This is a genomic window from Klebsiella sp. CN_Kp113 (assembly GCF_040064585.1).
Lineage (GTDB): Bacteria > Pseudomonadota > Gammaproteobacteria > Enterobacterales > Enterobacteriaceae > Klebsiella > Klebsiella michiganensis.
On the sequence record NZ_JBEAID010000001.1, the window covers coordinates 368,647 to 389,957 of the forward strand.

A 21,311-nucleotide genomic window follows, 5' to 3' on the forward strand; every position below is an offset into this window, starting at 1 on the left:
GCATTGTTCGGCATCGCGGCACAGGGAATACACAGTTACTGCCCCGTTTGCACTTTGCGTGCTTATCCTGGAGACAGTTAACCAGAGTTCATGTAGGGTTGCAGAGAATTTAAACGTTATCACGTTGAGTGATAAGACGAATTGTCTGAGAATGTAGTGATATTGTATGAATAATACTCCGGTACAGCGTGAATATTTTTTCGATAGCATCCGCGCCTGGCTGATGCTATTGGGCATCCCTTTTCACATTTCGCTCATTTACTCCAGCCACAGCTGGCATGTTAACAGCGCCGAGCCCTCGTGGTGGCTGACGTTATTTAACGACTTCATCCATGCCTTTCGCATGCAGGTCTTCTTTGTGATTTCCGGCTATTTTTCCTACATGCTTTTTCTGCGCTATCCGCTGAAAAAATGGTGGAAAGTACGCGTTGAGCGCGTCGGCATTCCCATGTTAACGGCGATCCCGCTCCTGACCCTGCCGCAGTTTATTATGCTGCAGTACATCAACGGTAAAGCGGATAACTGGCATACGCTGTCAGGCTATGACAAGTTCAACACCCTCGCCTGGGAGCTGATCTCTCATCTGTGGTTTTTGTTGGTGCTGGTGGTCCTGACGTCGCTGGGCGTGGTGATGTTCAAATGGCTGACGCGACCGCGTTCTGCCGCTGCGCCCACCTTTGGTGACACCGTCACATTAGGCCAGCTGTCGATGATTTTTCTCGCGCTGGGCGTGCTGTATGCGGTCATCCGCCGCACTATTTTTATCCTCTATCCGCCCATTCTCAGCAACGGTCTGTTCAACTTTATCGTGATGCAGACGCTGTTCTACCTGCCTTTCTTTATCCTGGGCGCCCAGACGTTTATTAACGCGCGGCTGAAGACGATGTTCACGACCCCCTCGCCGTGGTGCTTTGTGGCGGCTTTACTGGGATTTATCGCCTACCGACTGAATCAGCAGTACGGCTCGGGCGATGGCTGGATGTACGAAACGGAGTACGTGATTACGATGGTGCTGGGGCTATGGATGGTCAACGTGGTCTTTTCGCTTGGCCACCGTTTGTTGAATTTCCAGTCCGCGCGGGTGACCTACTTCGTCAACGCATCGCTATTTATCTACCTGGTGCACCACCCTCTGACCCTGCTCTACGGGGCATGGATAACCCCGGTCATTCAATCAAATACCCTTGGATTTATCACCGGGCTGGTTTTTGTTGTCGGGATTGCACTGGTGCTGTATGAAATTCATCTGCGGATACCGCTGTTGCGCTTTCTTTTTTCCGGAAAATTCCAGCAAAAGACGGCTAAGCCGCAAATTTCCGCCAGTTAAAACAGGGAGCTGCTGTGTGGAACGCACATAGCAGCGCTATTTTTGCGCAAACAACAGCTGAAAGACATCGCGGTACAGGCTCTCCATCGCCGCTTTATCTACCGTCGGAGCCGTCGCCAGGTCGCAACGGTATGCCGCCCCTTCCGTTAATATCGCGATAAATTCGCAGGCGACGCTAATTTGCTCCGCGGTCATCTCAGGATGGTAGTGGCGGGTAAGCCGTCCGCCCTCCTCTTTCAGGCGACGATCGGCCTGGATCATAATTTCACGCAGGCGCGGATTTCGGGACGCCTCGGCGTTAATTTCCATCAGCAGATAATTATCGTTTTTCGTAGACTCGGTCGCGGGGAGCACGCCGGCTAAAACTGAAGCCATGCGGGCTAAATCATGATTCCCGGCAACCATTTCGCCCACTCTGGCATTCACGATCTCGCTGACGATAACTTCGATGATCTCTTCTTTGCTGGCGAAAACGCGATATAGCTGGCCTACGCTAAGGCCAGCCTGACGCGCAATATCCGCTACGGAGGCGCCATGCAGGCCCTTTTCCGCGAAACATTTTTGTGCCGCGGCAACAATTTCCATCCGGCGAAGCCGTTGTTTTTGTAGAACCTTCCCTTCAGTCACCGATGACTCTCCCGTTATGATAGTTTCCCGTCTTCGCAGGAAACTATCATATCTTATTCTGATGGCCGAGTTGCGCGCGACTCGCCTCGAGTAATTGGGTATAGATGCCGGCGGTTTCGCTATCAAAACAAACGAAATAAACGCGCTCCAGCGGATTGTAGCGAGTGAGAAAGGCAGTTACCGTCCGCACGGCTATCTCCGCGGCGGCCTGTTTAGGGTAACCATATACGCCGGTGCTGATAGCAGGAAATGCGATGGATCGGTAATTATTTGCCGAGGCCAGCAGCAGGCTATTTTTGTAAACGTCAGCCAGTAATTCCGCCTCCTGCCTGTCACCGCCGTGCCAGACCGGCCCTACGGCGTGAATCACCGCGCTGGCGGGCAGATTTCCTGCCGCCGTAATCACCGCATGGCCCGGCGGACACTCTCCCTGCTGTTGCCGCACAACTTTACAGGCAGCCAGCAGTTCCGGCCCTGCCGCGCGGTGAATCGCCCCGTCCACCCCGCCGCCGCCAAGCAGCGACGGATTAGCCGCGTTGACGATAACATCGACCTCAAGCCTGGTAATATCGCCGAGAACCACTTCAGGTTGAACAGCCATTTCTCCTCCTGTCGGCATACGTCTTGAAAGGAATACAGGAGGATAATATGGCACGATAGCTCCCGGGGCGAAAGCCCGGGGGCAGAGGGTTACCGATAATCAACATCCAGAATGGCGAGGGTCCGTTGCGGATTAATATAGCGTAATTGCGCAGAACGGATATTTTCGTTGCGGATATTCCCTTTCTCAAGCTGCTGAGCGGAAATTTTAATCGTCTCCGCCCGCGGGCAATCCATAATAACCTGATTATTGATTGCATCGAGCTGGCAGGGTGCTTCCACCACCCGTCCGTAAAAATGGACGACGCCAGCCACGGTCTGTTCGGCGATCGCAGGGCTAATAAACGAGGGTAATATAAACAGGGCTGCAAGCGAAGCATATCTAATTGTTTTCATTATAAAACTCCTCTGCATATCGGTATAGCTACTGAAGAGCACCAGCCATCCATGAGTGCGACGAGTTAATTTTTTTTACTTCAATTTAATTATATTAACAATTTAAAAACAAAAAATATCATTTGTTTAAATGTGCTAACAAAATCGATTCACTAACTCCCGGTACAGTTAAAGTTGCGGATATATAAGGAAAAACAAAATGGCGGGAAGATTTATGATGAGGTAATACTTGGCAGCAAAAACAGCCAAAGAGCCCGACGGGCTCTTTGGTGATGAAAAGTGGGATAAGTTAAAAAGATTCGCGACTTTGATTAGCCAGAGATTTATTTTTCTCCGCCCGGGTCGCCAGCCACAGGCCGCTATTTTTCATGGCATAGCCAAATACCAGGCCCAGCGCGAGTGAAGGCACAACTAAACGCCAGTCGCCGCCGGCGGCAAACGTCGCACACGCGCCGATAAAAGTACCCGGCACAAAAGAGAGAATCAGCTGACGCGCCTGGATACACATCAAAAACGCCACGACGCCGGTCATGATATAGCTAACCACTTCCAGCTGCGGCGCCAGCGCGCTACCGTGAATAATCACCAGCGCCCACACCACGCCGCTCATGACCGTACAGGTCGAAATAAGCAGCCCTTTTAACCCACCTTGCGGACAGGCAAAGTAAGCCGTACAGCCGAGGAAACCTGCCCAGCTCAGCAGACCCAATGCGACCGCCACCCATCCCCAGATACCGGAGAGAATGCCCGTCGTTAATGCGATTGCGAAGAGTATGTTCATGGCGCGTATCATAGCAGAAACGCGCCCGTCAAATGCGACACAGAACACACTAAATGAAATTCAGAATGTTTTGTTGCAACTAAATTGTGACTTTAATCACAATTTATTGCTCATTTTCTTCCTGCAGCTCATCCCACATGGCGGAGAGGGCTTCACGAGTCAGCGGGGCCATGGCGCGCCAGAACGGCGTGGTTGCATGGGCTTCAACTTTGCCCAGGAACTCGCCGCACCACGGCAGAATATACTCAGCGAAAAGGGTTTCCAGAACGTCGCTTTCATCTTCCGGCGCGTGATCTTCCAGCCACGAAGCGGCCAGCAGCAAGGAGCCTAAATGATCCGCCGCGCCCTCCCCCGTGGGGACACCATGCGCGCTGAGGAAAGTACGAACGTCAGCTTCCGTAGCGCCTTCTACCCATGCGCTACGGTAAGGCGCCACGCGGCACTCTTCACCGACAAACAGCGCGTTGTATTCGGCGGCCAGAGACGGCATATCGCAGCTTTTTTGCAGACGCTCCAGCAGTTCATCCTGCTCCAGCGGCCAGCTCGCTGCCAGCTTCCCTTCGCGAATAAGGGTAAACAGCGGCACCAGCAGCGGGTCCTGCGGCTGACGATAATAGAGAGAGCCCAGCACGCGGCAGAGGATTGAAAACTCGTTCATTCATTTATTCCAGTTATTCAAATTAAAGTTCAGCAAACTCAGGAATCGCAGGCATCCCACGCGATTCAAGAAAATTAAGCAGACGCCGCGGCGTCACGTTAAGAATTCGCTCTTCCGGAAAATCAACAGCATCGAGGATTTTGCGACATTCGCTAAATTCACCAAGCGTGAATGCCGTATGGGAATCCGAACCCAGCGCAACCCAGCCGCCGGCATCGCGTACGGCCGCGGCAACGGCACGGCAGTTATCTTCGCTGCCAATGCGCGACGAAACAAAGGATGAGTTATTGATTTCCAGCGCCACGTGGTGCTTCGCCGCTGCCGCGGCAATGGCCGGGATATCAACGGGAAACTTAGGATTACCCGGATGGCTAATGATATGCACCGCGCCGCTCGCTATCGTGGCGATCATCGCTTCGGTATGCGTTGCTTTATCCTTTGGAGGGAACACCGGCTCGTGAAAACCGGCAATGATCAGGTCCAGCGAGTTGAGCATCGGGCCGGTACAGTCAATTTCGCCCTGGGTATTTTTGATATTGGCTTCGATACCGCGCAGAATACCAACGCCCTCCACCAGCCGCGGCCAGATACGCATATTAATAAAATGCCAGTAGTGAGGCGCATCGGCCATATCGGGCCCGTGGTCGGTAATGGCAAAGAGTTTGATCCCCTTGCGCTTTGCTTCTGCAATATAATCGTGCAGGGTACTGTAGGCGTGGGTGCTGGCGACGGTATGCATGTGCAGGTCAACAGGATACATCACAATCTCCTTCTCTGTTTGTGGCAAGAATAGCAGGAATCTGCGCCTGTGATCAGCAAAAACCCCGCTCACGCGGGGCTGTCGCTTAGTATCCCAGCTGGCGATCGACCTGCCCGCTGACCGTTTCACCTCGTTCTAACTGACCGATGGTTTTGGCGATATAAGCCATGGCTTCCAGAGGCCGGGTGACGGCGGCAACATGCGGCGTCATCGCCACTCGCGGATGCCGCCAAAGCGGGCTCGCTTCAGGCAGCGGTTCGCGGCTGTACACATCCAGCATCGCGCCTTTCAACTTGCCGCTATTCAGCGCGTCCAGCAGATCGTCTTCCACCACATGAACACCGCGAGCCAGATTCAGCACGTAGCTGTTATCCGGCAGCTGCGCCAGGCGCGCGCTATTAATAATTCCAACGGTTTCCGCCGTGTTGGGCAGCAGGTTTATCAGCACTCGTGTTCCGTTGAGGAACGCATTCAGCTCCTCTTCTCCAGCAAAGCTGGTGACCTGCGGCCAGGATTTGCGGCTGCGGCTCCAGATGCGTAACGGAAAACCCCAGCTTTGCAGGGCTTCGGCCACTTTCGCGCCAAGCACGCCCGCGCCCATAATGCCGATGGTGAAATCTTCACGCTGATACTCCTCCAGCGGCTGCCACCGCGCCTCTTGTTTTAATGCCTGATAGTCATCAAAACGACGGAACCAGTGCAACACCTGGCTCACCGCGTATTCTTGCATCTGCAGCCCCATGCCGGTGTCTTCCAGACGGAACAGCGGAGTTGACAGCGGCAGCATTTCCGGGTGTTCCCGCAGTTTGCTGAGGATTGAATCGACGCCGGCGCCAAGGGCAAAGACGGCTTTAAGCTGGCGGCCCTGGAGCATTTCTACCGGCGGATGCCAGACCAGCGCATAGTCAGCGGGTTGATTATCTCCGGGTTTCCACTCGCGGACGCGCGAGCCGGGCAGCTGTTTTTCCAGTTCCGTAATCCAGAAAGGGGTGTCGAACGTGGGGTGGTAAAAGATGATATCCATAAAGGCTCCTGATAGCCGACGCTGCTGGCAGGTTAGGTTAGCGTCGCGTTTTACTCGTTGTTTTCTATTGGATTGCCAGCATAGCAAATTTCATTCGCCGAGCGTGCGAAAAAGGGAATGGCGATAAAAAAATCGATTTTCGCCCATTTAGGGAGCAAGTTGCTTGAAGTTTGGCTAAACGCGCGATTTTTTAAAAAAGTTGATTGACGGGAGATACGTATTTCCCTAAATTAGCGCCCGTTCCCGGCAACAACGGGAAAGACAATATGGTGAGGTGTCCGAGTGGCTGAAGGAGCACGCCTGGAAAGTGTGTATACGGCAACGTATCGGGGGTTCGAATCCCCCCCTCACCGCCATATTTTAAGAAGAGCTCGTACGCAAGTACGGGCTTTTTTTTCGCATATAGCACCCCGTCCGGTAGCCCGGACAGATGCGCAGCATCGCCTCCGGGAAATTCTGCTACTCCATGCTCTTCTCCCGGGGGCTGCGCGATGCGCGTGCCCGGGCTACAGTACCGCAGATTGCCGATAGCCCGTAGCCCGGGTAAGGCGTTTACGCCGCAACCCGGGGAATATGCCGTGACGCGGTATTGCTGTGGCTTCTTCCCGGCTTGCGCTGCGCTTAGCCGGGCTACCGGGCCGCAGATTGCCGGTAATCCGAGCCCGGACAGGCGCATCGCGCCGCCGCCGGGATTGTGGCAAATGCTAATCCTCTTCCATCCGCTGATACTCTTCGCTGAGAAAATCCACCAGCGCCCTGACCGAGGGGAGTAATCCGCGACGAGAGGCAAACACCGCATGGATCACCTCCCTGCGCGGTTGCCACTCATCGAGGACAACCACCAGCTCTCCGGCGGCCAACTGATCGCGCACCATTAATAAAGGAAGCTGTACCACCCCAACGCCGGCAATGGCCGCTTCACGGAGCGCCAGCATATCCGTGGTGACCAGCCGGGGAGTAAAGTAGATTTCCGCCCTTGCCCCCTCCGGGCCGGTCAACTGCCACTTATGCTGATGCTTGCCCGCCCCCAGGCTTAACCCCGGCCAATCGCTTAGCGCTGAAGGAACCTGAGGCTGCCCCTGCCGCTCCACCAACCGTGGGCTGGCGACCAGACGGTGCCCGCGATCGGCCAGAACACGCATCACCAGATCGCTATCTTCTATCGGCCTTGGACGTACGCGAATCGCGACGTCGACGCCCTCTCCAACAACATCAACGCGTCGGTTAGTCGCTTCCAGCTGCAGATTCACGCCCGGATAGCGCACCATAAACCGTGCCAGCATCGGCCCGATATGCGCATGCAATAGCGTTACCGGGCAGGTCAGCTTTACGCTCCCGCGCGGCTCGGAACGCAGGGTTTCCACCGCCTGTTCTGCCGCTTCCGCCTCGATCAGCATCGCTTTGCAGTGCTGATAAAAGGTCAGGCCAACTTCCGTTACCGCAAACTGCCGGGTTGTACGTTGAATCAAACGGACGCCGAGGCGTTCTTCTAGCTGGGCGATACGACGGCTCAACTTGGATTTGGGTTGATCGAGCGCCCTGCCCGCCGCGGCAAAACCACCGTGATCGATCACCTGTACGAACCAGGCTAAGTCATTGAGATCCTGCATCCTTCCCCCATCGTTCCATTTTTAGAACAGTATAGGTCATTTTTGCTATCTAGCGGACTATTAGTGGCGAATATATGCTTATTCACATCAGAAACAGCTATTCAGGAGACTGCCATGAAACAAATTACAGGTATCTACACCGCACCTTCACAGCACTGGGTAGGCGATGGTTTCCCGGTTCGCTCAATGTTCTCTTACCAGACGCATGGCGAACAGCTAAGCCCCTTCCTGCTGCTCGACTACGCAGGCCCCCATCACTTCCCGGCGGGGACAGGCAAACGCGGCGTCGGCGAACATCCGCATCGCGGATTTGAAACCGTCACCGTGGTCTATTCCGGCGAAGTTGAACATCGTGACTCTACCGGCAGAGGCGGCGTCATTGGACCGGGCGATGTGCAGTGGATGACCGCAGGCGCCGGGATCCTGCATGAAGAGTTCCACTCGGCGGAATTTACCCGTACCGGCGGCGAGCTGAAGATGATTCAGCTCTGGGTCAACCTCCCGGCGAAAGACAAAATGACGCAGCCGGGATACCAGAGCATCACTGCTGATGTGATTCCTGACGTTGAGCTGCCGAATAATGCGGGCCATATGCGGGTTATTGCCGGGCGCTACGGAGATATTGTCGGCCCTGCGCACACGTTTTCTCCGCTTAACGTCTGGGACCTGCAGCTTAACCAGAGCCAGGAAATCACGCTGCATCAGCCTGCCGGCTGGAGTACGGCGCTGGTCGTTCTGGAAGGTGAAGTGGTGGTGAACGGCGAGGGTAGCGCCCGCGAGGGTCAGCTGGTGGTGCTCAGCCAGAAAGGAGAAGCGCTCCACCTCTCGGCCAGTAGCAACGCAAAAGTACTGCTGATGGCCGGTGAACCGCTGCAGGAGCCGATCGTGGGCTACGGCCCCTTTGTGATGAATACCAAAGCACAAATCGCGGAAGCGGTTCGTGATTTTAATAGCGGCCACTTCGGCCAAATCTGATATTGAATGAGGTGAATAATATGTCTACCCCAGCTAACTTTAATGGTTCTCGTCCGGTTATTGATGTCAATGATACCGCCATGCTGCTGATTGACCACCAGAGCGGTCTGTTCCAGACCGTGGGTGATATGCCGATGCCGGAGCTGCGGGCGCGCGCCGCCGCGCTGGCGAAGATGGCTTCATTAGCCGGGATCCCGGTGATCACCACGGCGTCAGTGCCGCAGGGACCAAACGGCCCGCTGATCCCTGAGATTCATGCGAACGCGCCCCATGCGCAATATATTGCGCGTAAAGGAGAGATTAACGCGTGGGATAACCCGGAATTTGTTGCCGCAGTAAAAGCAACCGGGCGTAAAACGCTGATTATCGCCGGTACCATTACCAGCGTCTGCATGGCGTTCCCGTCCATTGCCGCCGTCGCCGATGGCTATAAGGTTTTTGCCGTCATTGATGCTTCCGGTACCTATAGCAAGATGGCGCAGGAAATCACCCTCGCCCGCGTCGTCCAGGCTGGCGTCGTACCGATGGATACCGCAGCGGTTGCTTCTGAACTGCAGCGCACCTGGAATCGCCCGGATGCCGCTGAGTGGGCCGAGGTGTATACCAAGGTCTTCCCGGCATACCAGCTGCTGATTGAGAGCTACTCCAAAGCTCAGGACGTGGTGAAGAATAACGAACAGCTTGATTCACAGCGTTAAAATGACTGCCCCGCCGTGCTACGGCGGGGCAGTGTTCATTGCTTAACCGAACGATAGCGAAAGCATAAATACTGCTTGACCGTTTTAGCGCAACTCCCTATAGTAGCGCCCCGTTGCCCACCCAAGGTGAGCGACAAAACAATATGGTGAGGTGTCCGAGTGGCTGAAGGAGCACGCCTGGAAAGTGTGTATACGGCAACGTATCGGGGGTTCGAATCCCCCCCTCACCGCCATATTTTAAGAAGAGCTCGTACGCAAGTACGGGCTTTTTTTTCGCATATAGCACCCCGCCGGGGGGGATGAGAAGCCCCGACCGGGGTTCGACAACTGGCGCCAGCCAGTTGGACAGATGACGAGCCTGCGAGGAATCTGCCCCGACAAAATTGCCGGGAGCAATTTTGAACAGCGCCTGCGCTGGCCCCGCAGGGGCGAGGCCCAGGGACGGGCCGAGTAACGGCGAGCGCAGCGAGTCAATCCCCCCCTCACCGCCATATTTTAAGAAGAGCTCGTACGCAAGTACGGGCTTTTTTTTTCGCCTGTTGCACCCCGACCGGGGTCGCCCCCGGCCATCCAGTGTTATTAAGCGGCGGGACGTTTTTCCCGGTATCCTCCCCTCTCCAGCAGCAGGCTAAAGGACGCCGGCAGCACGGTTAACGTGACGAGCGTCGCGACAATCAGCCCGCCAATGATGGCATACGCCATCGGTCCCCAGAATACCTGATGAGAGATGGGGACCATACCCAGTATCGCGGCGCAGGCGGTCAGAAATATCGGCCTGGCCCGGTGCTCTGCGGCGGCAATAATAGCGGCATCGCTTTCCATGCCCTGGGCCAGATTGCCGTCGACTTCAGTGATAAGTATCACGGCATTGCGGATAATCATCCCCGCCAGCGCGATGACGCCGAGCAGAGCCACAAATCCCATTGGCGTGTCCCCCGGCAGCATAGCCATAACAATCCCCGGCAAGCCGAACGGGGCCATGAACAGAGCCAGCAGCATACGGGAATAGCGCCGCAGCTGAAGCATCAGCAATAACAGCATAATGCCGAGGGTGACGGGTAAAATATTCAATACCGAGCTGTTGCCTTTTTCGGACTCCGCGACCACTCCGCCTTCGACAATGCTGTAACCGGTGGGTAAACCCGCGCGCAGTTGATCCACCGTCGGGCGCAGACCGTTCGATACGCCTTCTGCCCGCATTCCCGGCGCGAGGTCGGTTTGTACGGTGATAAACGGCAATCGTTGCCGACGCCAGAGCACCGGATCGTCCACTCCCCAGGTCGGCGTGGCCACCGCGCTGAGGGGAACTTTTTCTCCACCGGGCCCTTCAACCGTCAGCGATGACAGGGTGGCAAGATTCAATCGCTCGCTGTCGTTCGCCCGCAGCACCACATCAACCAGCCGGTCATTGTCTCTCAGCGATGTGACCGTCGTGCCTGACCAGACGGTATTAAGCGTCTGCGCCAGGCTCTGCGATGACACGCCCGCCGCCCGCGCGGCAGTCTGGTTCACCTGCAGGACGATGGTTCTCTCCGGCTCGCCGGCGGTCTGGTTTACCTCCCGGGTTAACGGCGAGCGCCCTATCGCCTCGGCCAGACGCCCGGCATACTCTCTGACCTTGAGATAATCCGGCCCGCTGACCCGGTATTTGATCGGCCAGCCCACCGGAGGCCCTAGCTCCAGAGGAGAAACGCGCGAAGTCAGATCGCTGAATTGCGTGGTCAGCAGCGTGTTTAACTGTTCCCGCAGGCGGTCGCGGGCGGCCAGGTCTTTCGCCACCACCACCAGCTGCGCCGTATTTTCATTATCCAGCAGAACATCCATCGGCAGATAAAAGCGGATGGCGCCCGCCCCAATATAGGTCGAATAATGGTCAATGTTGCGATTCCCGGCGAGCGCCCTTTCCAGCCTCTCCGTTTGTTTCTCCGTTTCCGTCTGCGAAGCATTGGCCGGAAGCGTCAGGCTGACCAGCAGCTCCGGGCGATCAGATGAAGGGAAAAACTCCCCCTGCATAAACGTGGTCCCGTACACCGACAGCCCCAGCGCGGCCAGCGCAATCCCCAGGGTGGCAAGCCGGTGGCGCAGCACCGTACGCAGAAGTCGTCCATATCCCCGCGCCATGCGGCCCGGGCCTGCGGCACGATGTTTCAGCTTTTCCGGCAGCAGCCACGTTCCGGTCAAAGGGGAGAACAGAATCGCCACGACCCATGAATTCAGAAGCGCCATCAGCACCACGGCAAACAGCGAAAAGCAGTATTCGCCCGCGCTGGATGAGGCAAAACCGACGGGAATAAATCCGGCAATCATGACCAGCGTACCGGTCAACATCGGAAATGCCGTGGTTTGGAAAGCGTACGTCGCCGCCTGCCGTCGCGTATCGCCGGCCTCAAGCCGGGATACCATGGTTTCCACGGCGATCATGGCATCATCCACCAGCAGCCCTAGCGCAACGATCAGGGCCCCGAGAGAGATGCGCTGTAGACCAATGCCTGCCAGCATCATCCCGGTAAAGGTCATCGCCAGCACCAGCGGGATCGCCGCGGCCACCACCAGCCCGGCCCTTAATCCCAGCGAGACAAAAGAAACCGCCAGCACAATCAGCACGGCTTCCACCAGTACCCGGACAAATCCGCTTACGGCGCCGCTGACCACCGCCGACTGGTCAGCCACTTTAACTATCTCGATGCCGTGCGGTAGCCCGGCGCCGATGGCGCGCATTCTGTTATTCAGCGTCTCGCCAAAGCGCAGCATATTGCCCGTCGGCGCCATGGAAATCGCCAGCCCAACGGCAGGACGTCCGTTAACGCGAAACGCCGCTGAAGGCGGTTCGGCCGCGCTTCTTTCAATCGTGGCAATATCGGTCACGGGAAGATAGCGATCGTTGATGTGCAGGATGACGGCGCGCAGGCTCGCTTCGCTCCTGAGGGCCCCGCTGACGTTTAGCGTGATATTCTCCTGCCCGGTGCGCAGGGTTCCTGCCGGCGCCACGGCATTCTGGGCCTTCAGAGCGTCCGCAACCTGCTGAATGGTAAGCCCCATACCGGCCAGCCGGGCGGGCGAAAAAGCGATGACTATCTGCTCCTGCGGCTCGCCAAGGAGGACCGTTTTGCCGATATCCGGCACGGACATCAGTTCACGGCGGATCGTCTCCACCCGCTGTCGCACCTCTTCAAGGCTATATCCGTCAGGGATAAATCCGTAAATGGTGCCGTACGTGTCGTCAAACTCATCGTTCACGCTCGGTCCCTGCGCGCCTTCCGGCAGCGATGGCGCAATATCCTGCATTTTTTTGCGGATCTGGTACCAGATCGCCGGGACGTTGTGCGCCGGGGTGTCATCGCGGAGATTAATATAGATAACCGTTTGCCCGGCTCGGGTTTCACTTTCGATATAATCGAGCCAGGGCATTTCCTGTAATTTTTTCTCCAGGACATCCGTCACCAGATGCGTGGTATCCGTTACCGACGCGCCCGGCCACTGCGCCGAGACTACCGCCGTTTTGATAGTGAAAGCCGGATCTTCATTTCGCGGCAGCAGCGTATAGCTGAGCGAACCGATAACCATAATCAGCAGCATAAAGAAACTGACCATTTGCGGGTTTTCCAGCGCCCATGCAGAAAGGTTAAAGCGATTTTTTGACGGCGCTATTTTCACGGCAGCCTCTCTCCGGCGACGACTTTTTCGCCCGGGCGCAGTTTGCTAACGCCGGCGGTAATAACCCGATCGCCGGGCACAAGGCCGGAGGCGATGATCGCGGAAGAAGCCGTGTAGCTGGCGAGAACGACAACGCGCAGCTGCGCCTGCATCTGCGGGGTAATCACAAAGACGGCCGGTTTATCTCCGCAGCGGCTCAGCGCAGAAGCCGGTATGGCGTACCCCGTCGAGCCTGATGACGGCAGCCTTACCGTGACGCTGGCGCCCAGCGCCATCGCGGCGGGCGGTTTCTTGAGCGTTGCCCTGACGCGCCATGTCCGGGTCTGGGGATCGGCCTGTGGGCTAATATCACGCAAAACAGCATAGGCCTTCACCCCGGCATCGCTGAGCAAAGCAACCTGAAATTCTTCCGCCCTTTGCGCCTCAACCTTAGCGGGATCCGGGATATCAAACACCACATCGCGCGCCTGACCCGCCGCCAGCGTCACCACCGTCTCTCCGGCGCTGACCACCTGACCGGGAGAGGCGCTGACCGCCGTGATAACCCCCTCACCCGGCGAAGTAAGACGCGTCCAGCCCAGGCTTTCCCTGGCGTTGCGCAAGGCGGCCTCGCTGCTCTTCACCCGGGCGCTGGCGACCAGCCAGTCCGCCTGCGCGCTGTCCAGCTGAGAGCGGGCGATTGCGCCCGTGGCGATGAGCTTCTGCATGCGGTTAACGTTCAGCGCGGCGACCCGGGCGGTCGCTCGGGCGCTCTCATCGTCAGCCGTCGCGCTGTCCAGCTGATTTCGCGCGCTGGTCTCTTCAAGCGTCGCCAGCAGCTGCCCGTAGTTGACCCGATCGCCGACATCCACCGCGCGCGTCAGCATCCTGCCCGCCGTACGAAAGCTCAGGGCCGTCTCATCATGCGCGTGGATTTCGCCCGTTCTTTCCAGAGCGGGAAGCGTCGCCGGGGAACCCACCACCACGTAGCGCACCGGGCGGGCCGGCGCGGGCTTTTCGGCGCTTTTATCGCCGCAGCCCACAAGCGGTACGATCATCAGGACCAGTACGATCGGCGGCAACAGCGCAAACCAGGATAGCGTCCGTTCTGCGCCGAGCAAAGCGGACACGCACTGACGAAGGGAAAGAACTAACTCATATAACATAAACGCCACTCCGTTCGGGAAATGGCGCCATTACATGACACATTCATCGAGAATGGCTCGATGTTGTGTCAAGGGATTATCAAGGCAGGCTGTTTTCTTCTGTGGCGGGAGCGTACGGCAGAACAACGCGAATCTGCAGACCGCCGCTCGCCGGTAGCGACGCGCTGATGCGCCCCCCGTGCGCCACGCAGATAGCGCGCGCAATGGATAATCCGAGGCCGCTGCCGCCGGAGTGTCTGGCGCGGGACGCCTCCTCGCGGGTAAAACGTTCAAACATATCCGGTAAAAAATGCCTCGCCACGCCGGGCCCGTCATCGACAAAATCAATGGCGTAAGCGCCCTCGCCGCGGCGCAACGTAATTGCCAGATGTCCCCCCCTGCGCCCGTAGCGTACGGCATTTTCCATCAGTACGCTAAATACCTGGCCCATGCGAAAAGCATCGCCGCGGAAGGGACAGGACGGCGATGGCTGAATGGCGATCGTCACGCTCTGCGCGTCCGCCTGCGGCGTTAACCATGCGGCTCGCTCCTGAAGGAGCTCATCCAGACAAAATGGCCGCTCATCGAGCACCAGATTGCCGGCATCCGCCAGGGAAAGCAGATGCAGCTCATCGGTCAATCGATTCAGATGCTGGAGTTGTTTCATCACCATCTCCAGCTGCTGCGGCTGGGTATCAAAAACGCCATCCAGCATGCCCTGCAGACGGCCAATCGCCGCCGTCAGCGGGGAGCGAAGCTCATGCGCCATCGCAACATGCGAGGCGCGGAGTTCTTTATCATAGCGGGCCAGCTGGCCGGTCATTTTGTTAAAGTCGGCAGCAAAGCGGATCATTTCCGCTGGCGCGTCCTCAATCAGCTCCGCCTGGCGGCCAAATTGCCCCCCGGTGACGTCCTTCGCCGCATCACGAAGACGGCTGAACTGCAGCGAGAGTGGACGGGCGTAGCGGAGCCCCATAACGACAATGAAGGGGATCATGACCAGCACCAGCACCGCCACGGTCACCCAGTCCGCCGAGGCGATAGAGGGCGTGGAATAGCTCAATCCCCACCAGGTATCGACAATCTGATGAAAACGCGCCGGGTTGGCCTCCGGATTGCGGCTGAGCGCAATGAATTCCTCCCGCAAAGCGGGCGGCATTTTGTGCATGATCCAATAGTTCTGCACGGCGAAACGCAGCCACATACAGGTGGCGATAACCATCACGCTGCCGATGGCCAGTGCCAGAATGCGCCCGCAAATCCAGCGCCAGAGAGAGGAGTGACGGGTCTTCATCATGGCTGTCTGAACCTGTAGCCCACGCCGCGAACGTTGACTAGCACCCCGGATACCCCCGCCCCCTCCAGTTTTTTACGCAGGTTATAAATATGCGTATCCACCACGCGCTCAAGCGCTTCGCTCTCAGGAAGGCAGCGCTCCAGCAGATACTGTCGCGAAAAGGGACGGACGGGGGCGCGCATCAGCGTAGCCAGAAGCGAAAACTCGGTCGGGGTAAGATCGAGAACATGGGCAGGTTCCCCCGGATTGCTGACGGTCGCGACGATGGCAGCGACGTCCACCTCCAGCCCCTGCCAGCGCAGAATGTCTTCCTGCGTCTCCGCTTTGCGGCTCCGCCGGAGCACGGCCTGAACTCGCGCCACCACTTCACCGGGATGATAGGGTTTCACCACATAATCGTCGGCGCCATAGCGCAGCGCGCCAATACGATCGGGCATATCCCCCATCGCGGTAACCATAATCACCGGCACATCGCTTTTCCGCCGCAGGCTGGCCAGCACCTCGGTCCCGTTCAGTCCGGGCAGCATCACGTCCAGCAGAATCAGATCGGGTTTCCAGCGCTGCGCCATATCCAGTCCGGCGAGGCCATCCACGGTGACCGCCACATCATAGTTTTCCCGGCGTAAATAGGCCTCAAGCACCCCGGCCGCATCGGCGTCATCTTCAATTATCAACACTCTTCTGGACAACATCTGTTCACCTTGACCGTTTCTTAACACTATCCCGACCGTTCATTGATTCAGCAAAACCATACTGCACCGGCATTCTGCGGCGCGTCCTTATCGACGGCGCCCGCGTCCACGTGGAGAACAGTATGATAGCCAGAAAAATTTCGCCGTATATGGTCGTGCCGTTTTTAATGGCGATAACACCCGGCGCGCGTGCCGATGAAGCCGCCGCGCCTTCCGATGGGCTGACTATCGGGGTGGGCGGAAAATACGCGCCTCGTTACAGCGGCTCTGACAAGCAGAGTTGGCAGGTGGTTCCCGTACTACAGGGGCGGAAAGGCGCTTTCTTTATTGATAGCCAAAAAGGCATAGGCTATGACCTGGCTGGCGACAGCGGTCTCTACTTCGAGCACACGCTCGGTTATGACCTCGGGCGAGCGGAAAAAAACTCAGGCTGGCGCGATGGGGCGAATACGCTGAAGGGGATGGGTAATATTAAAGCCACCATGAATACCGCCTTCGCCGTCGGCTGGTCGGTCACGCCGTGGCTCACCGTTGAAGGTAAGGCTACGCTTCCGCTTACCGACGCCCAGGGCGTGCATTATCAGACCTCCGCAACCCTGCTGCTGCTCCAGAACTCGCAGGACACCGTTGCCTTACAGTCCGCCGCGCTGTTTGGCGACGGCCGGTACGCCAATACGTTTTACGGGGTCGACCAACGGCAGAGCGCCCGTTCCGGCTATCGCCCCTATCGCGCACCCGGCGGATTTTACGGCATCGACAACGCGCTGACCTGGAGCCATCAATATGACGAGCATTGGGGTTCCACGCTCAGCGCCGGCTATACCTGGCTCGGAGAACACGCCGCTGACAGCCCGATAGTCTCACGGCGCAATGAAGGTTCCGTAACTGCGGCAATCACCTGGACATTTTAATCGATCCCGCGCTCGTCCAGACACCCACCGCGTCAGTTGATTAAAAAAGCCTGAAGCGCTGTTCACGTGAATGATAAGCTTCTGCAGCGTTACATTTAAATGTTAAGGAAGGAAAATGAGCACCATTGCCGTTGTTGTTCTGACTTACGTTAAACCGCTTGATCAGGTAGACGCCCAGCTTGCTGCGCACGTGGAATGGCTTAAGCAAGGCTATGCTGACGGAATATTTCTCGCTTCGGGGCGTAAAATCCCCAGGTCCGGCGGCGTGATTCTGGCTAAAGGCGATGATATGGATGGGCTGCAAAACTGGCTGAGCCAGGATCCATTTCAGCAATCGGGCGTAGCGAAAGTCGAGATCGTTCCTTTTGAAGCCACGATGGCCGCTCCTTCACTGCAGGCTCTTCTGTAGTGCAGCAAAAACAAAGCCCGGTCACCCGGGCTTTGCAGACGCAGAATAACTCAGTAGTAGGCTTTCAGCGCGCGCTGGCAAAGCGTTGAGCGCACGCAATCATCGGTTGTAAAGCGCACAATACCCACCATCTCATCCTCTTCAAAACGCGCCAGCGCATCGGTCAGACCCGACCGTACGCCTGAAGGTAAATCGCACTGGGTAATGTCGCCGTTGACGATAACCGTCACGTTCTCCCCGAGGCGGGTCAAAAACATCTTCATTTGCGCAGCGGTCACGTTCTGGGCCTCGTCCAGAATCACCACCGCATTTTCAAATGTACGTCCGCGCATATAGGCGAACGGCGCGATTTCCACCTTGCCGATTTCCGGACGCAGGCAGTACTGCATAAAGGAAGCCCCTAGCCTTCTCACCAGCACGTCATAGACCGGTCGGAAATAGGGAGCAAACTTCTCGGCGATATCTCCCGGTAAGAAGCCGAGATCTTCGTCGGCCTGCAGAACGGGACGGGTAACAATAATTCTGTCCACATCCTTATGGATCAGGGCTTCAGCTGCTTTTGCCGCGCTAATCCAGGTCTTACCGCACCCGGCCTCGCCCGTGGCGAAGATCAGCTGTTTATTGTCGATGGCATTCAAATAATGCGCCTGAGCGTCATTGCGCGCTTCGATTGGCGATGCGTCGCGGCTATCCCGCGCCATGCCAATGGCTTCTACGCCACTCATTTGCACAAGCGATGTGACCGATTCTTCTTCGCGCTGCTTATGGCTTCGCGAATCCTGTCTCAGCACACGTTTGGCCTCACGACGAGCTCTGGTCACTGCTTTTTGTCTTCCCATGGATAGCACCTTGCGTTGTTGGTTTACATCACACGCGCCACGATCGACGCGATTATGCGCACTAACGATTGAGGTTTGGCTTCCTTGTAAGCCATTGCTTGCCTGACGAATTGGCAGAGGGTCACGGCTACGCGCACCGGTAACCTTGCCTGGGTTCTGGTTTTCTTTGATAGAGGAGGAGGATTTTGCGGTGTGAAAATCGCGGCCGGAAGTTGGGCTCCCGTGCTGATAAGTACGGTCTGGGGTTTGACGTTTTCCGTTACAGCAATCGGGCATTCGCGATCTCCATAATGAAACGAGACTACTGCCGAGAACTACCGCGCCTGTAATAAGTACATCAGAAATAATTCTAAGCGCAACTTATTTTTCACACACAGACAACAAATAATTCTCATCGCAGCTGAGGAGAGTTTCCGACTATAAGATTACAGAAAAATGAAACAAGGCAGGAAATACAAAAAATGAATGGAAAAACAGCAGAAAACGCCCTGCCCTTGCGGGCAGGTACGTCAGGCTTCGAGCAGCGATTGCCCGAGATAATGCCGATCGTCGATAACCCCCGGCAGAACAAAGAAATAGCCGCCGCCAATGGGCTTCACGTACTCCTCCAGCGCTTCTCCATTCAGGCGCTTTTGCACCGTCAGGAAGCCTTTTTGCAGATCGTGCTGGTAGCAAACAAACAGCAGCCCCATGTCCAGCTGACCGGAATTGGTCACCCCCAGCGAATAGCTATAGCCCCGGCGCATCATCAGGCTGGATTCGGTTTCCGGGGTACGCGGGTTCGCCAGACGGATATGGCTATCGAGCGCAATGGTATCGCCGTCAGGGTCTTTGCTGTAATCCGGGACATCGTGCTCGTGCTGCATCCCAAGCGGCGCGCCGCTCAGTTTATCGCGGCCAAAAATAGTCTGCTGCTCTTTCAGCGGCGTGCGATCCCAGAACTCAACGTGGAACTGAATAATCCTCGCCGCCTGATAGCTGCCGCCCGTCGCCCACGCAGGCTCTCCCTGGTCGGCGGTGACCCACACCACTTTATCCATTAGCGCCTTATCGGTGCTCACCGGATTCGCGGTGCCGTCTTTGAAGCCCAGCAGATTCACCGGCGTCTCTTTACCCTTGCTGCGCGCGGCGCTGTCGGAGATAAACCCTTCCCGCTTCCAGCGCACGCTGAGCAAATCCGGGGTGTGCTTAATCACATCCCGCAGGGCGTGAATCACCGTATCCTGGGTGTTGGCGCAAATTTGCAGCAGCAGATCGCCGTGGCACAGCGCCGCATCCAGCGAATCGTTCGGAAAACGCGTCATCTTTTGCAGCCTCTTCGGCGCATGATTAGCCAGGCCGAAACGCTCGTCAAACAGCGAATGCCCCACCGAGACGGTGATCGTCAAATTATCCGGGGCGATCCACGGCCCGAGAATGCCTGAGTCCATCGGCGGCAGCCGCGGGTTCGGCGTCTCCGGCGCGGGACCGCCTTTGGTCAGAAAGGCGATACGCCGGGTCAGCAGGCGAAACAGCCGCTCAAGGTCCGCTTTATCGCTGGCCAGCACATCAAAGGCGACAATCATCATCGACGCCTGCTGCGGAGTCAGCACTCCTGCCTGATGTGGACCATAAAACGGCTGCGCTTCCTGACGCGCATCCGGCGACACCGTGCCCGGAGAGCTATTGTCTTTTGCCGCGTGCACCACCGGGCAGCCGCCGGATATCGCCAGCGCGCCGCCAAGCGCGCCGATCCCTTTTAACAACCGCCGCCGGGACGGTTGATTAACATCATATTTTTGCTCAGCCATCGCCTTAGTCCAGACCCAGGATCCCGCGCAGCTGGGCCAAATCTTCCGCCAGCGTGGTGATCGGGCCTTTCAGCGCGTTACGATCGGCATCCGTCAGCTTGTCATAGGTCTCAAAGCCATCTTTGGTGCGGTATTTGCTGAGAATGGCGTCCACCTTTTTGAAGTTGGCATCCACCTTCGCCAGCAGCGCGCTGTTCTCTTTTTGCAGCTGCGGACGCAGCAGGTCGACGATTTTCTGCGCGCCGTCAATGTTGGCCTGGAAATCCCACAGGTCGGTATGGCTGTAGCGATCTTCTTCTCCGCTGATTTTGCTGGCGGCCACTTCTTCAATCAGACCGGCCGCGCCGCCGACCACTTTTGACGGCGGAAACGCCAGTTCGCTAATGCGTTTTTGCAGCTCGAGAACGTCAGCGTTCAATTGATCGGCATAGTTATCCATTCCCTTGACGCTGTTATCGCCAAACAGCGCTTTTTCCAGCCGGTGGAAGCCGGTGAATTTCGGATCTTCGGCTTTTTTCTCGTAGTCATCCTCGCGGGCGTCAATGCTGCCATCGAGATCGGAGAACAGTTCGGCGATCGGTTCAATACGTTCATAGTGCTGGCGCGTCGGCGCGTACAGCGCTTTCGCCTTCTCGATATCGCCCGCTTTCACCGCATCGGTAAAGGCTTTCGTGCCGCTAACCAGCTCCGCGGTCTCGGCGCTAACCCAGGCTTTATAGGCGGTAATAGCTTCACCCAGGCTGAGCAGCGCATCGGCTTTGGCGGCATCTTTGGTCGCCTCGCCGGTCACCGTCAGTTTGCCTTTCGGGTTAGTCAGCAGGCCGCAGGTCATATCATATTCACCCGGCTGCAAATTGGCCGTCAGCTTTTGCGTAAAGCCGGGGGCGATATTCTCCCGCTCTTCCACCACCATCACCCCTTTCAGAATCTCCCACTCCAGCGCTTTCTGGCTGTGGTTCTGAATGATGAACTGGGTTTTACCCGCCTTCACGGTGACGTTCATCGGCTCGCACTGTTTGTCGGTGACGGTCACTTTGACCTGCGGAATATCGGCCGCCTGGGCGTAAAAAGCCGAGCTGAACAGCGCAGCAAGCGTAAGCTGCAGCGCATTACGACGAAAATGATTCATCATGACCATC

General features: G+C 57.0%; 20 protein-coding genes and 2 tRNA genes. 7 read left to right on the top strand and 15 right to left on the bottom strand.

The genetic code is table 11. From position 1 onward, the window contains the following. Positions 1-166: 166 nt before the first annotated feature. A complete protein-coding gene (gene mdoC / locus ABLV30_RS02015; RefSeq protein ID WP_186006651.1) occupies positions 167-1,327 on the top strand; it encodes a glucans biosynthesis protein MdoC in 1,161 nt (386 codons plus the stop codon). A 36-nt stretch (positions 1,328-1,363) separates the two neighbouring features. Here the strand turns inward: mdoC and ABLV30_RS02020 are convergent, their stop codons facing one another. The 7 genes from ABLV30_RS02020 to ghrA all read right to left on the bottom strand — a co-directional run bounded on the left by ABLV30_RS02020 (position 1,364) and on the right by ghrA (position 6,173). Beyond that, positions 1,364-1,954: a TetR/AcrR family transcriptional regulator gene (locus ABLV30_RS02020; protein ID WP_004849849.1), complete on the bottom strand. Its 591-nt coding sequence runs from the start codon at positions 1,952-1,954 to the stop codon at positions 1,364-1,366. A gap of 46 nt (positions 1,955-2,000) precedes the next feature. Further along, on the bottom strand, positions 2,001-2,555 hold the full coding sequence (ymdB, locus tag ABLV30_RS02025; RefSeq protein ID WP_014228822.1) for an O-acetyl-ADP-ribose deacetylase: 555 nt from the start codon (positions 2,553-2,555) through the stop codon (positions 2,001-2,003). Between the two features lie 89 nt (positions 2,556-2,644). Beyond that, a complete protein-coding gene (locus ABLV30_RS02030) occupies positions 2,645-2,950 on the bottom strand; it encodes a type 1 fimbrial protein (RefSeq protein ID WP_014228821.1) in 306 nt (101 codons plus the stop codon). Positions 2,951-3,239: 289 nt separating this feature from the next. Beyond that, the gene (locus ABLV30_RS02035; protein ID WP_014228820.1) at positions 3,240-3,731 is read right to left on the bottom strand and encodes a DUF1097 domain-containing protein; all 492 of its coding nucleotides are present in this window, start codon (positions 3,729-3,731) and stop codon (positions 3,240-3,242) included. Between the two features lie 103 nt (positions 3,732-3,834). Next, the gene (locus ABLV30_RS02040; RefSeq protein WP_025106901.1) at positions 3,835-4,389 is read right to left on the bottom strand and encodes a molecular chaperone; all 555 of its coding nucleotides are present in this window, start codon (positions 4,387-4,389) and stop codon (positions 3,835-3,837) included. A gap of 22 nt (positions 4,390-4,411) precedes the next feature. After that, positions 4,412-5,149 carry a phosphatase gene (locus ABLV30_RS02045; protein ID WP_025106900.1) on the bottom strand — a complete coding sequence of 246 codons (738 nt, stop codon included), beginning with the start codon at positions 5,147-5,149 and terminating at the stop codon, positions 4,412-4,414. Positions 5,150-5,234: 85 nt separating this feature from the next. Continuing rightward, positions 5,235-6,173 carry a glyoxylate/hydroxypyruvate reductase GhrA gene (gene ghrA, locus ABLV30_RS02050; RefSeq protein ID WP_014838073.1) on the bottom strand — a complete coding sequence of 313 codons (939 nt, stop codon included), beginning with the start codon at positions 6,171-6,173 and terminating at the stop codon, positions 5,235-5,237. Positions 6,174-6,441: 268 nt separating this feature from the next. Here ghrA and ABLV30_RS02055 point away from each other — a divergent pair. Further along, positions 6,442-6,529 (top strand) — tRNA-Ser (locus tag ABLV30_RS02055). Between the two features lie 348 nt (positions 6,530-6,877). On the opposite strand, the gene ABLV30_RS02060 is transcribed toward ABLV30_RS02055, so the two are convergent. Beyond that, a complete protein-coding gene (locus ABLV30_RS02060) occupies positions 6,878-7,783 on the bottom strand; it encodes a LysR family transcriptional regulator (RefSeq protein ID WP_014228816.1) in 906 nt (301 codons plus the stop codon). Positions 7,784-7,897: 114 nt separating this feature from the next. On the opposite strand from ABLV30_RS02060, the gene ABLV30_RS02065 reads away from it, so the two are divergent. The 3 genes from ABLV30_RS02065 to ABLV30_RS02075 all read left to right on the top strand — a co-directional run bounded on the left by ABLV30_RS02065 (position 7,898) and on the right by ABLV30_RS02075 (position 9,689). Beyond that, on the top strand, positions 7,898-8,758 hold the full coding sequence (locus ABLV30_RS02065) for a pirin family protein (RefSeq protein ID WP_046876517.1): 861 nt from the start codon (positions 7,898-7,900) through the stop codon (positions 8,756-8,758). A gap of 20 nt (positions 8,759-8,778) precedes the next feature. Next, positions 8,779-9,456: an isochorismatase family protein gene (locus tag ABLV30_RS02070; RefSeq protein WP_046876518.1), complete on the top strand. Its 678-nt coding sequence runs from the start codon at positions 8,779-8,781 to the stop codon at positions 9,454-9,456. Positions 9,457-9,601: 145 nt separating this feature from the next. Beyond that, positions 9,602-9,689: transfer RNA gene (locus ABLV30_RS02075), tRNA-Ser, on the top strand. A 346-nt stretch (positions 9,690-10,035) separates the two neighbouring features. On the opposite strand, the gene ABLV30_RS02080 is transcribed toward ABLV30_RS02075, so the two are convergent. The 4 genes from ABLV30_RS02080 to ABLV30_RS02095 form a co-directional block, all read right to left on the bottom strand. After that, positions 10,036-13,110 carry an efflux RND transporter permease subunit gene (locus tag ABLV30_RS02080; protein ID WP_348865508.1) on the bottom strand — a complete coding sequence of 1,025 codons (3,075 nt, stop codon included), beginning with the start codon at positions 13,108-13,110 and terminating at the stop codon, positions 10,036-10,038. Further along, positions 13,107-14,255, bottom strand: a complete 1,149-nt coding sequence (locus tag ABLV30_RS02085) for an efflux RND transporter periplasmic adaptor subunit (protein WP_049104150.1) — start codon at positions 14,253-14,255, stop codon at positions 13,107-13,109. Before ABLV30_RS02085 ends, ABLV30_RS02080 begins: the two co-directional genes overlap by 4 nt. Before the next feature lie 79 nt (positions 14,256-14,334). Then, a complete protein-coding gene (locus ABLV30_RS02090) occupies positions 14,335-15,531 on the bottom strand; it encodes a HAMP domain-containing sensor histidine kinase (RefSeq protein ID WP_265802106.1) in 1,197 nt (398 codons plus the stop codon). Next, on the bottom strand, positions 15,528-16,223 hold the full coding sequence (locus tag ABLV30_RS02095) for a response regulator (RefSeq protein WP_025106257.1): 696 nt from the start codon (positions 16,221-16,223) through the stop codon (positions 15,528-15,530). The genes ABLV30_RS02090 and ABLV30_RS02095 overlap by 4 nt, the downstream gene beginning before the upstream one ends. Positions 16,224-16,345: 122 nt before the next feature. On the opposite strand from ABLV30_RS02095, the gene ABLV30_RS02100 reads away from it, so the two are divergent. Next, positions 16,346-17,134, top strand: a complete 789-nt coding sequence (locus ABLV30_RS02100; RefSeq protein ID WP_049079878.1) for a MipA/OmpV family protein — start codon at positions 16,346-16,348, stop codon at positions 17,132-17,134. Between the two features lie 115 nt (positions 17,135-17,249). Next, a complete protein-coding gene (locus tag ABLV30_RS02105; RefSeq protein WP_014838068.1) occupies positions 17,250-17,543 on the top strand; it encodes a YciI family protein in 294 nt (97 codons plus the stop codon). A gap of 50 nt (positions 17,544-17,593) precedes the next feature. On the opposite strand, the gene phoH is transcribed toward ABLV30_RS02105, so the two are convergent. The 3 genes from phoH to efeO form a co-directional block, all read right to left on the bottom strand. Beyond that, a complete protein-coding gene (phoH, locus tag ABLV30_RS02110; protein ID WP_014228807.1) occupies positions 17,594-18,382 on the bottom strand; it encodes a phosphate starvation-inducible protein PhoH in 789 nt (262 codons plus the stop codon). A 509-nt stretch (positions 18,383-18,891) separates the two neighbouring features. Beyond that, positions 18,892-20,172 (bottom strand): iron uptake transporter deferrochelatase/peroxidase subunit, encoded by a 1,281-nt coding sequence (gene efeB, locus ABLV30_RS02115; protein WP_265802109.1) that lies wholly within the window; start codon positions 20,170-20,172, stop codon positions 18,892-18,894. Positions 20,173-20,176: 4 nt separating this feature from the next. Next, positions 20,177-21,304, bottom strand: a complete 1,128-nt coding sequence (efeO, locus tag ABLV30_RS02120) for an iron uptake system protein EfeO (protein ID WP_025106254.1) — start codon at positions 21,302-21,304, stop codon at positions 20,177-20,179. Positions 21,305-21,311: the final 7 nt, after the last annotated feature.

Excerpts from the sequence above, each read along its gene's own strand:
- mdoC (WP_186006651.1), top strand. The coding sequence starts at position 167 with ATGAATAATACTCCGGTACAGCGTGAATATTTTTTCGATAGCATCCGC.
- ymdB (WP_014228822.1), bottom strand. The coding sequence starts at position 2,555 with ATGGCTGTTCAACCTGAAGTGGTTCTCGGCGATATTACCAGGCTTGAG.
- ABLV30_RS02030 (WP_014228821.1), bottom strand. The coding sequence starts at position 2,950 with ATGAAAACAATTAGATATGCTTCGCTTGCAGCCCTGTTTATATTACCC.
- ABLV30_RS02035 (WP_014228820.1), bottom strand. The coding sequence starts at position 3,731 with ATGAACATACTCTTCGCAATCGCATTAACGACGGGCATTCTCTCCGGT.
- ABLV30_RS02040 (WP_025106901.1), bottom strand. The coding sequence starts at position 4,389 with ATGAACGAGTTTTCAATCCTCTGCCGCGTGCTGGGCTCTCTCTATTAT.
- ABLV30_RS02045 (WP_025106900.1), bottom strand. The coding sequence starts at position 5,149 with ATGTATCCTGTTGACCTGCACATGCATACCGTCGCCAGCACCCACGCC.
- ghrA (WP_014838073.1), bottom strand. The coding sequence starts at position 6,173 with ATGGATATCATCTTTTACCACCCCACGTTCGACACCCCTTTCTGGATT.
- ABLV30_RS02060 (WP_014228816.1), bottom strand. The coding sequence starts at position 7,783 with ATGCAGGATCTCAATGACTTAGCCTGGTTCGTACAGGTGATCGATCAC.
- ABLV30_RS02065 (WP_046876517.1), top strand. The coding sequence starts at position 7,898 with ATGAAACAAATTACAGGTATCTACACCGCACCTTCACAGCACTGGGTA.
- ABLV30_RS02070 (WP_046876518.1), top strand. The coding sequence starts at position 8,779 with ATGTCTACCCCAGCTAACTTTAATGGTTCTCGTCCGGTTATTGATGTC.
- ABLV30_RS02085 (WP_049104150.1), bottom strand. The coding sequence starts at position 14,255 with ATGTTATATGAGTTAGTTCTTTCCCTTCGTCAGTGCGTGTCCGCTTTG.
- ABLV30_RS02090 (WP_265802106.1), bottom strand. The coding sequence starts at position 15,531 with ATGATGAAGACCCGTCACTCCTCTCTCTGGCGCTGGATTTGCGGGCGC.
- ABLV30_RS02095 (WP_025106257.1), bottom strand. The coding sequence starts at position 16,223 with ATGTTGTCCAGAAGAGTGTTGATAATTGAAGATGACGCCGATGCGGCC.
- ABLV30_RS02100 (WP_049079878.1), top strand. The coding sequence starts at position 16,346 with ATGATAGCCAGAAAAATTTCGCCGTATATGGTCGTGCCGTTTTTAATG.
- ABLV30_RS02105 (WP_014838068.1), top strand. The coding sequence starts at position 17,250 with ATGAGCACCATTGCCGTTGTTGTTCTGACTTACGTTAAACCGCTTGAT.
- phoH (WP_014228807.1), bottom strand. The coding sequence starts at position 18,382 with ATGGGAAGACAAAAAGCAGTGACCAGAGCTCGTCGTGAGGCCAAACGT.
- efeB (WP_265802109.1), bottom strand. The coding sequence starts at position 20,172 with ATGGCTGAGCAAAAATATGATGTTAATCAACCGTCCCGGCGGCGGTTG.
- efeO (WP_025106254.1), bottom strand. The coding sequence starts at position 21,304 with ATGATGAATCATTTTCGTCGTAATGCGCTGCAGCTTACGCTTGCTGCG.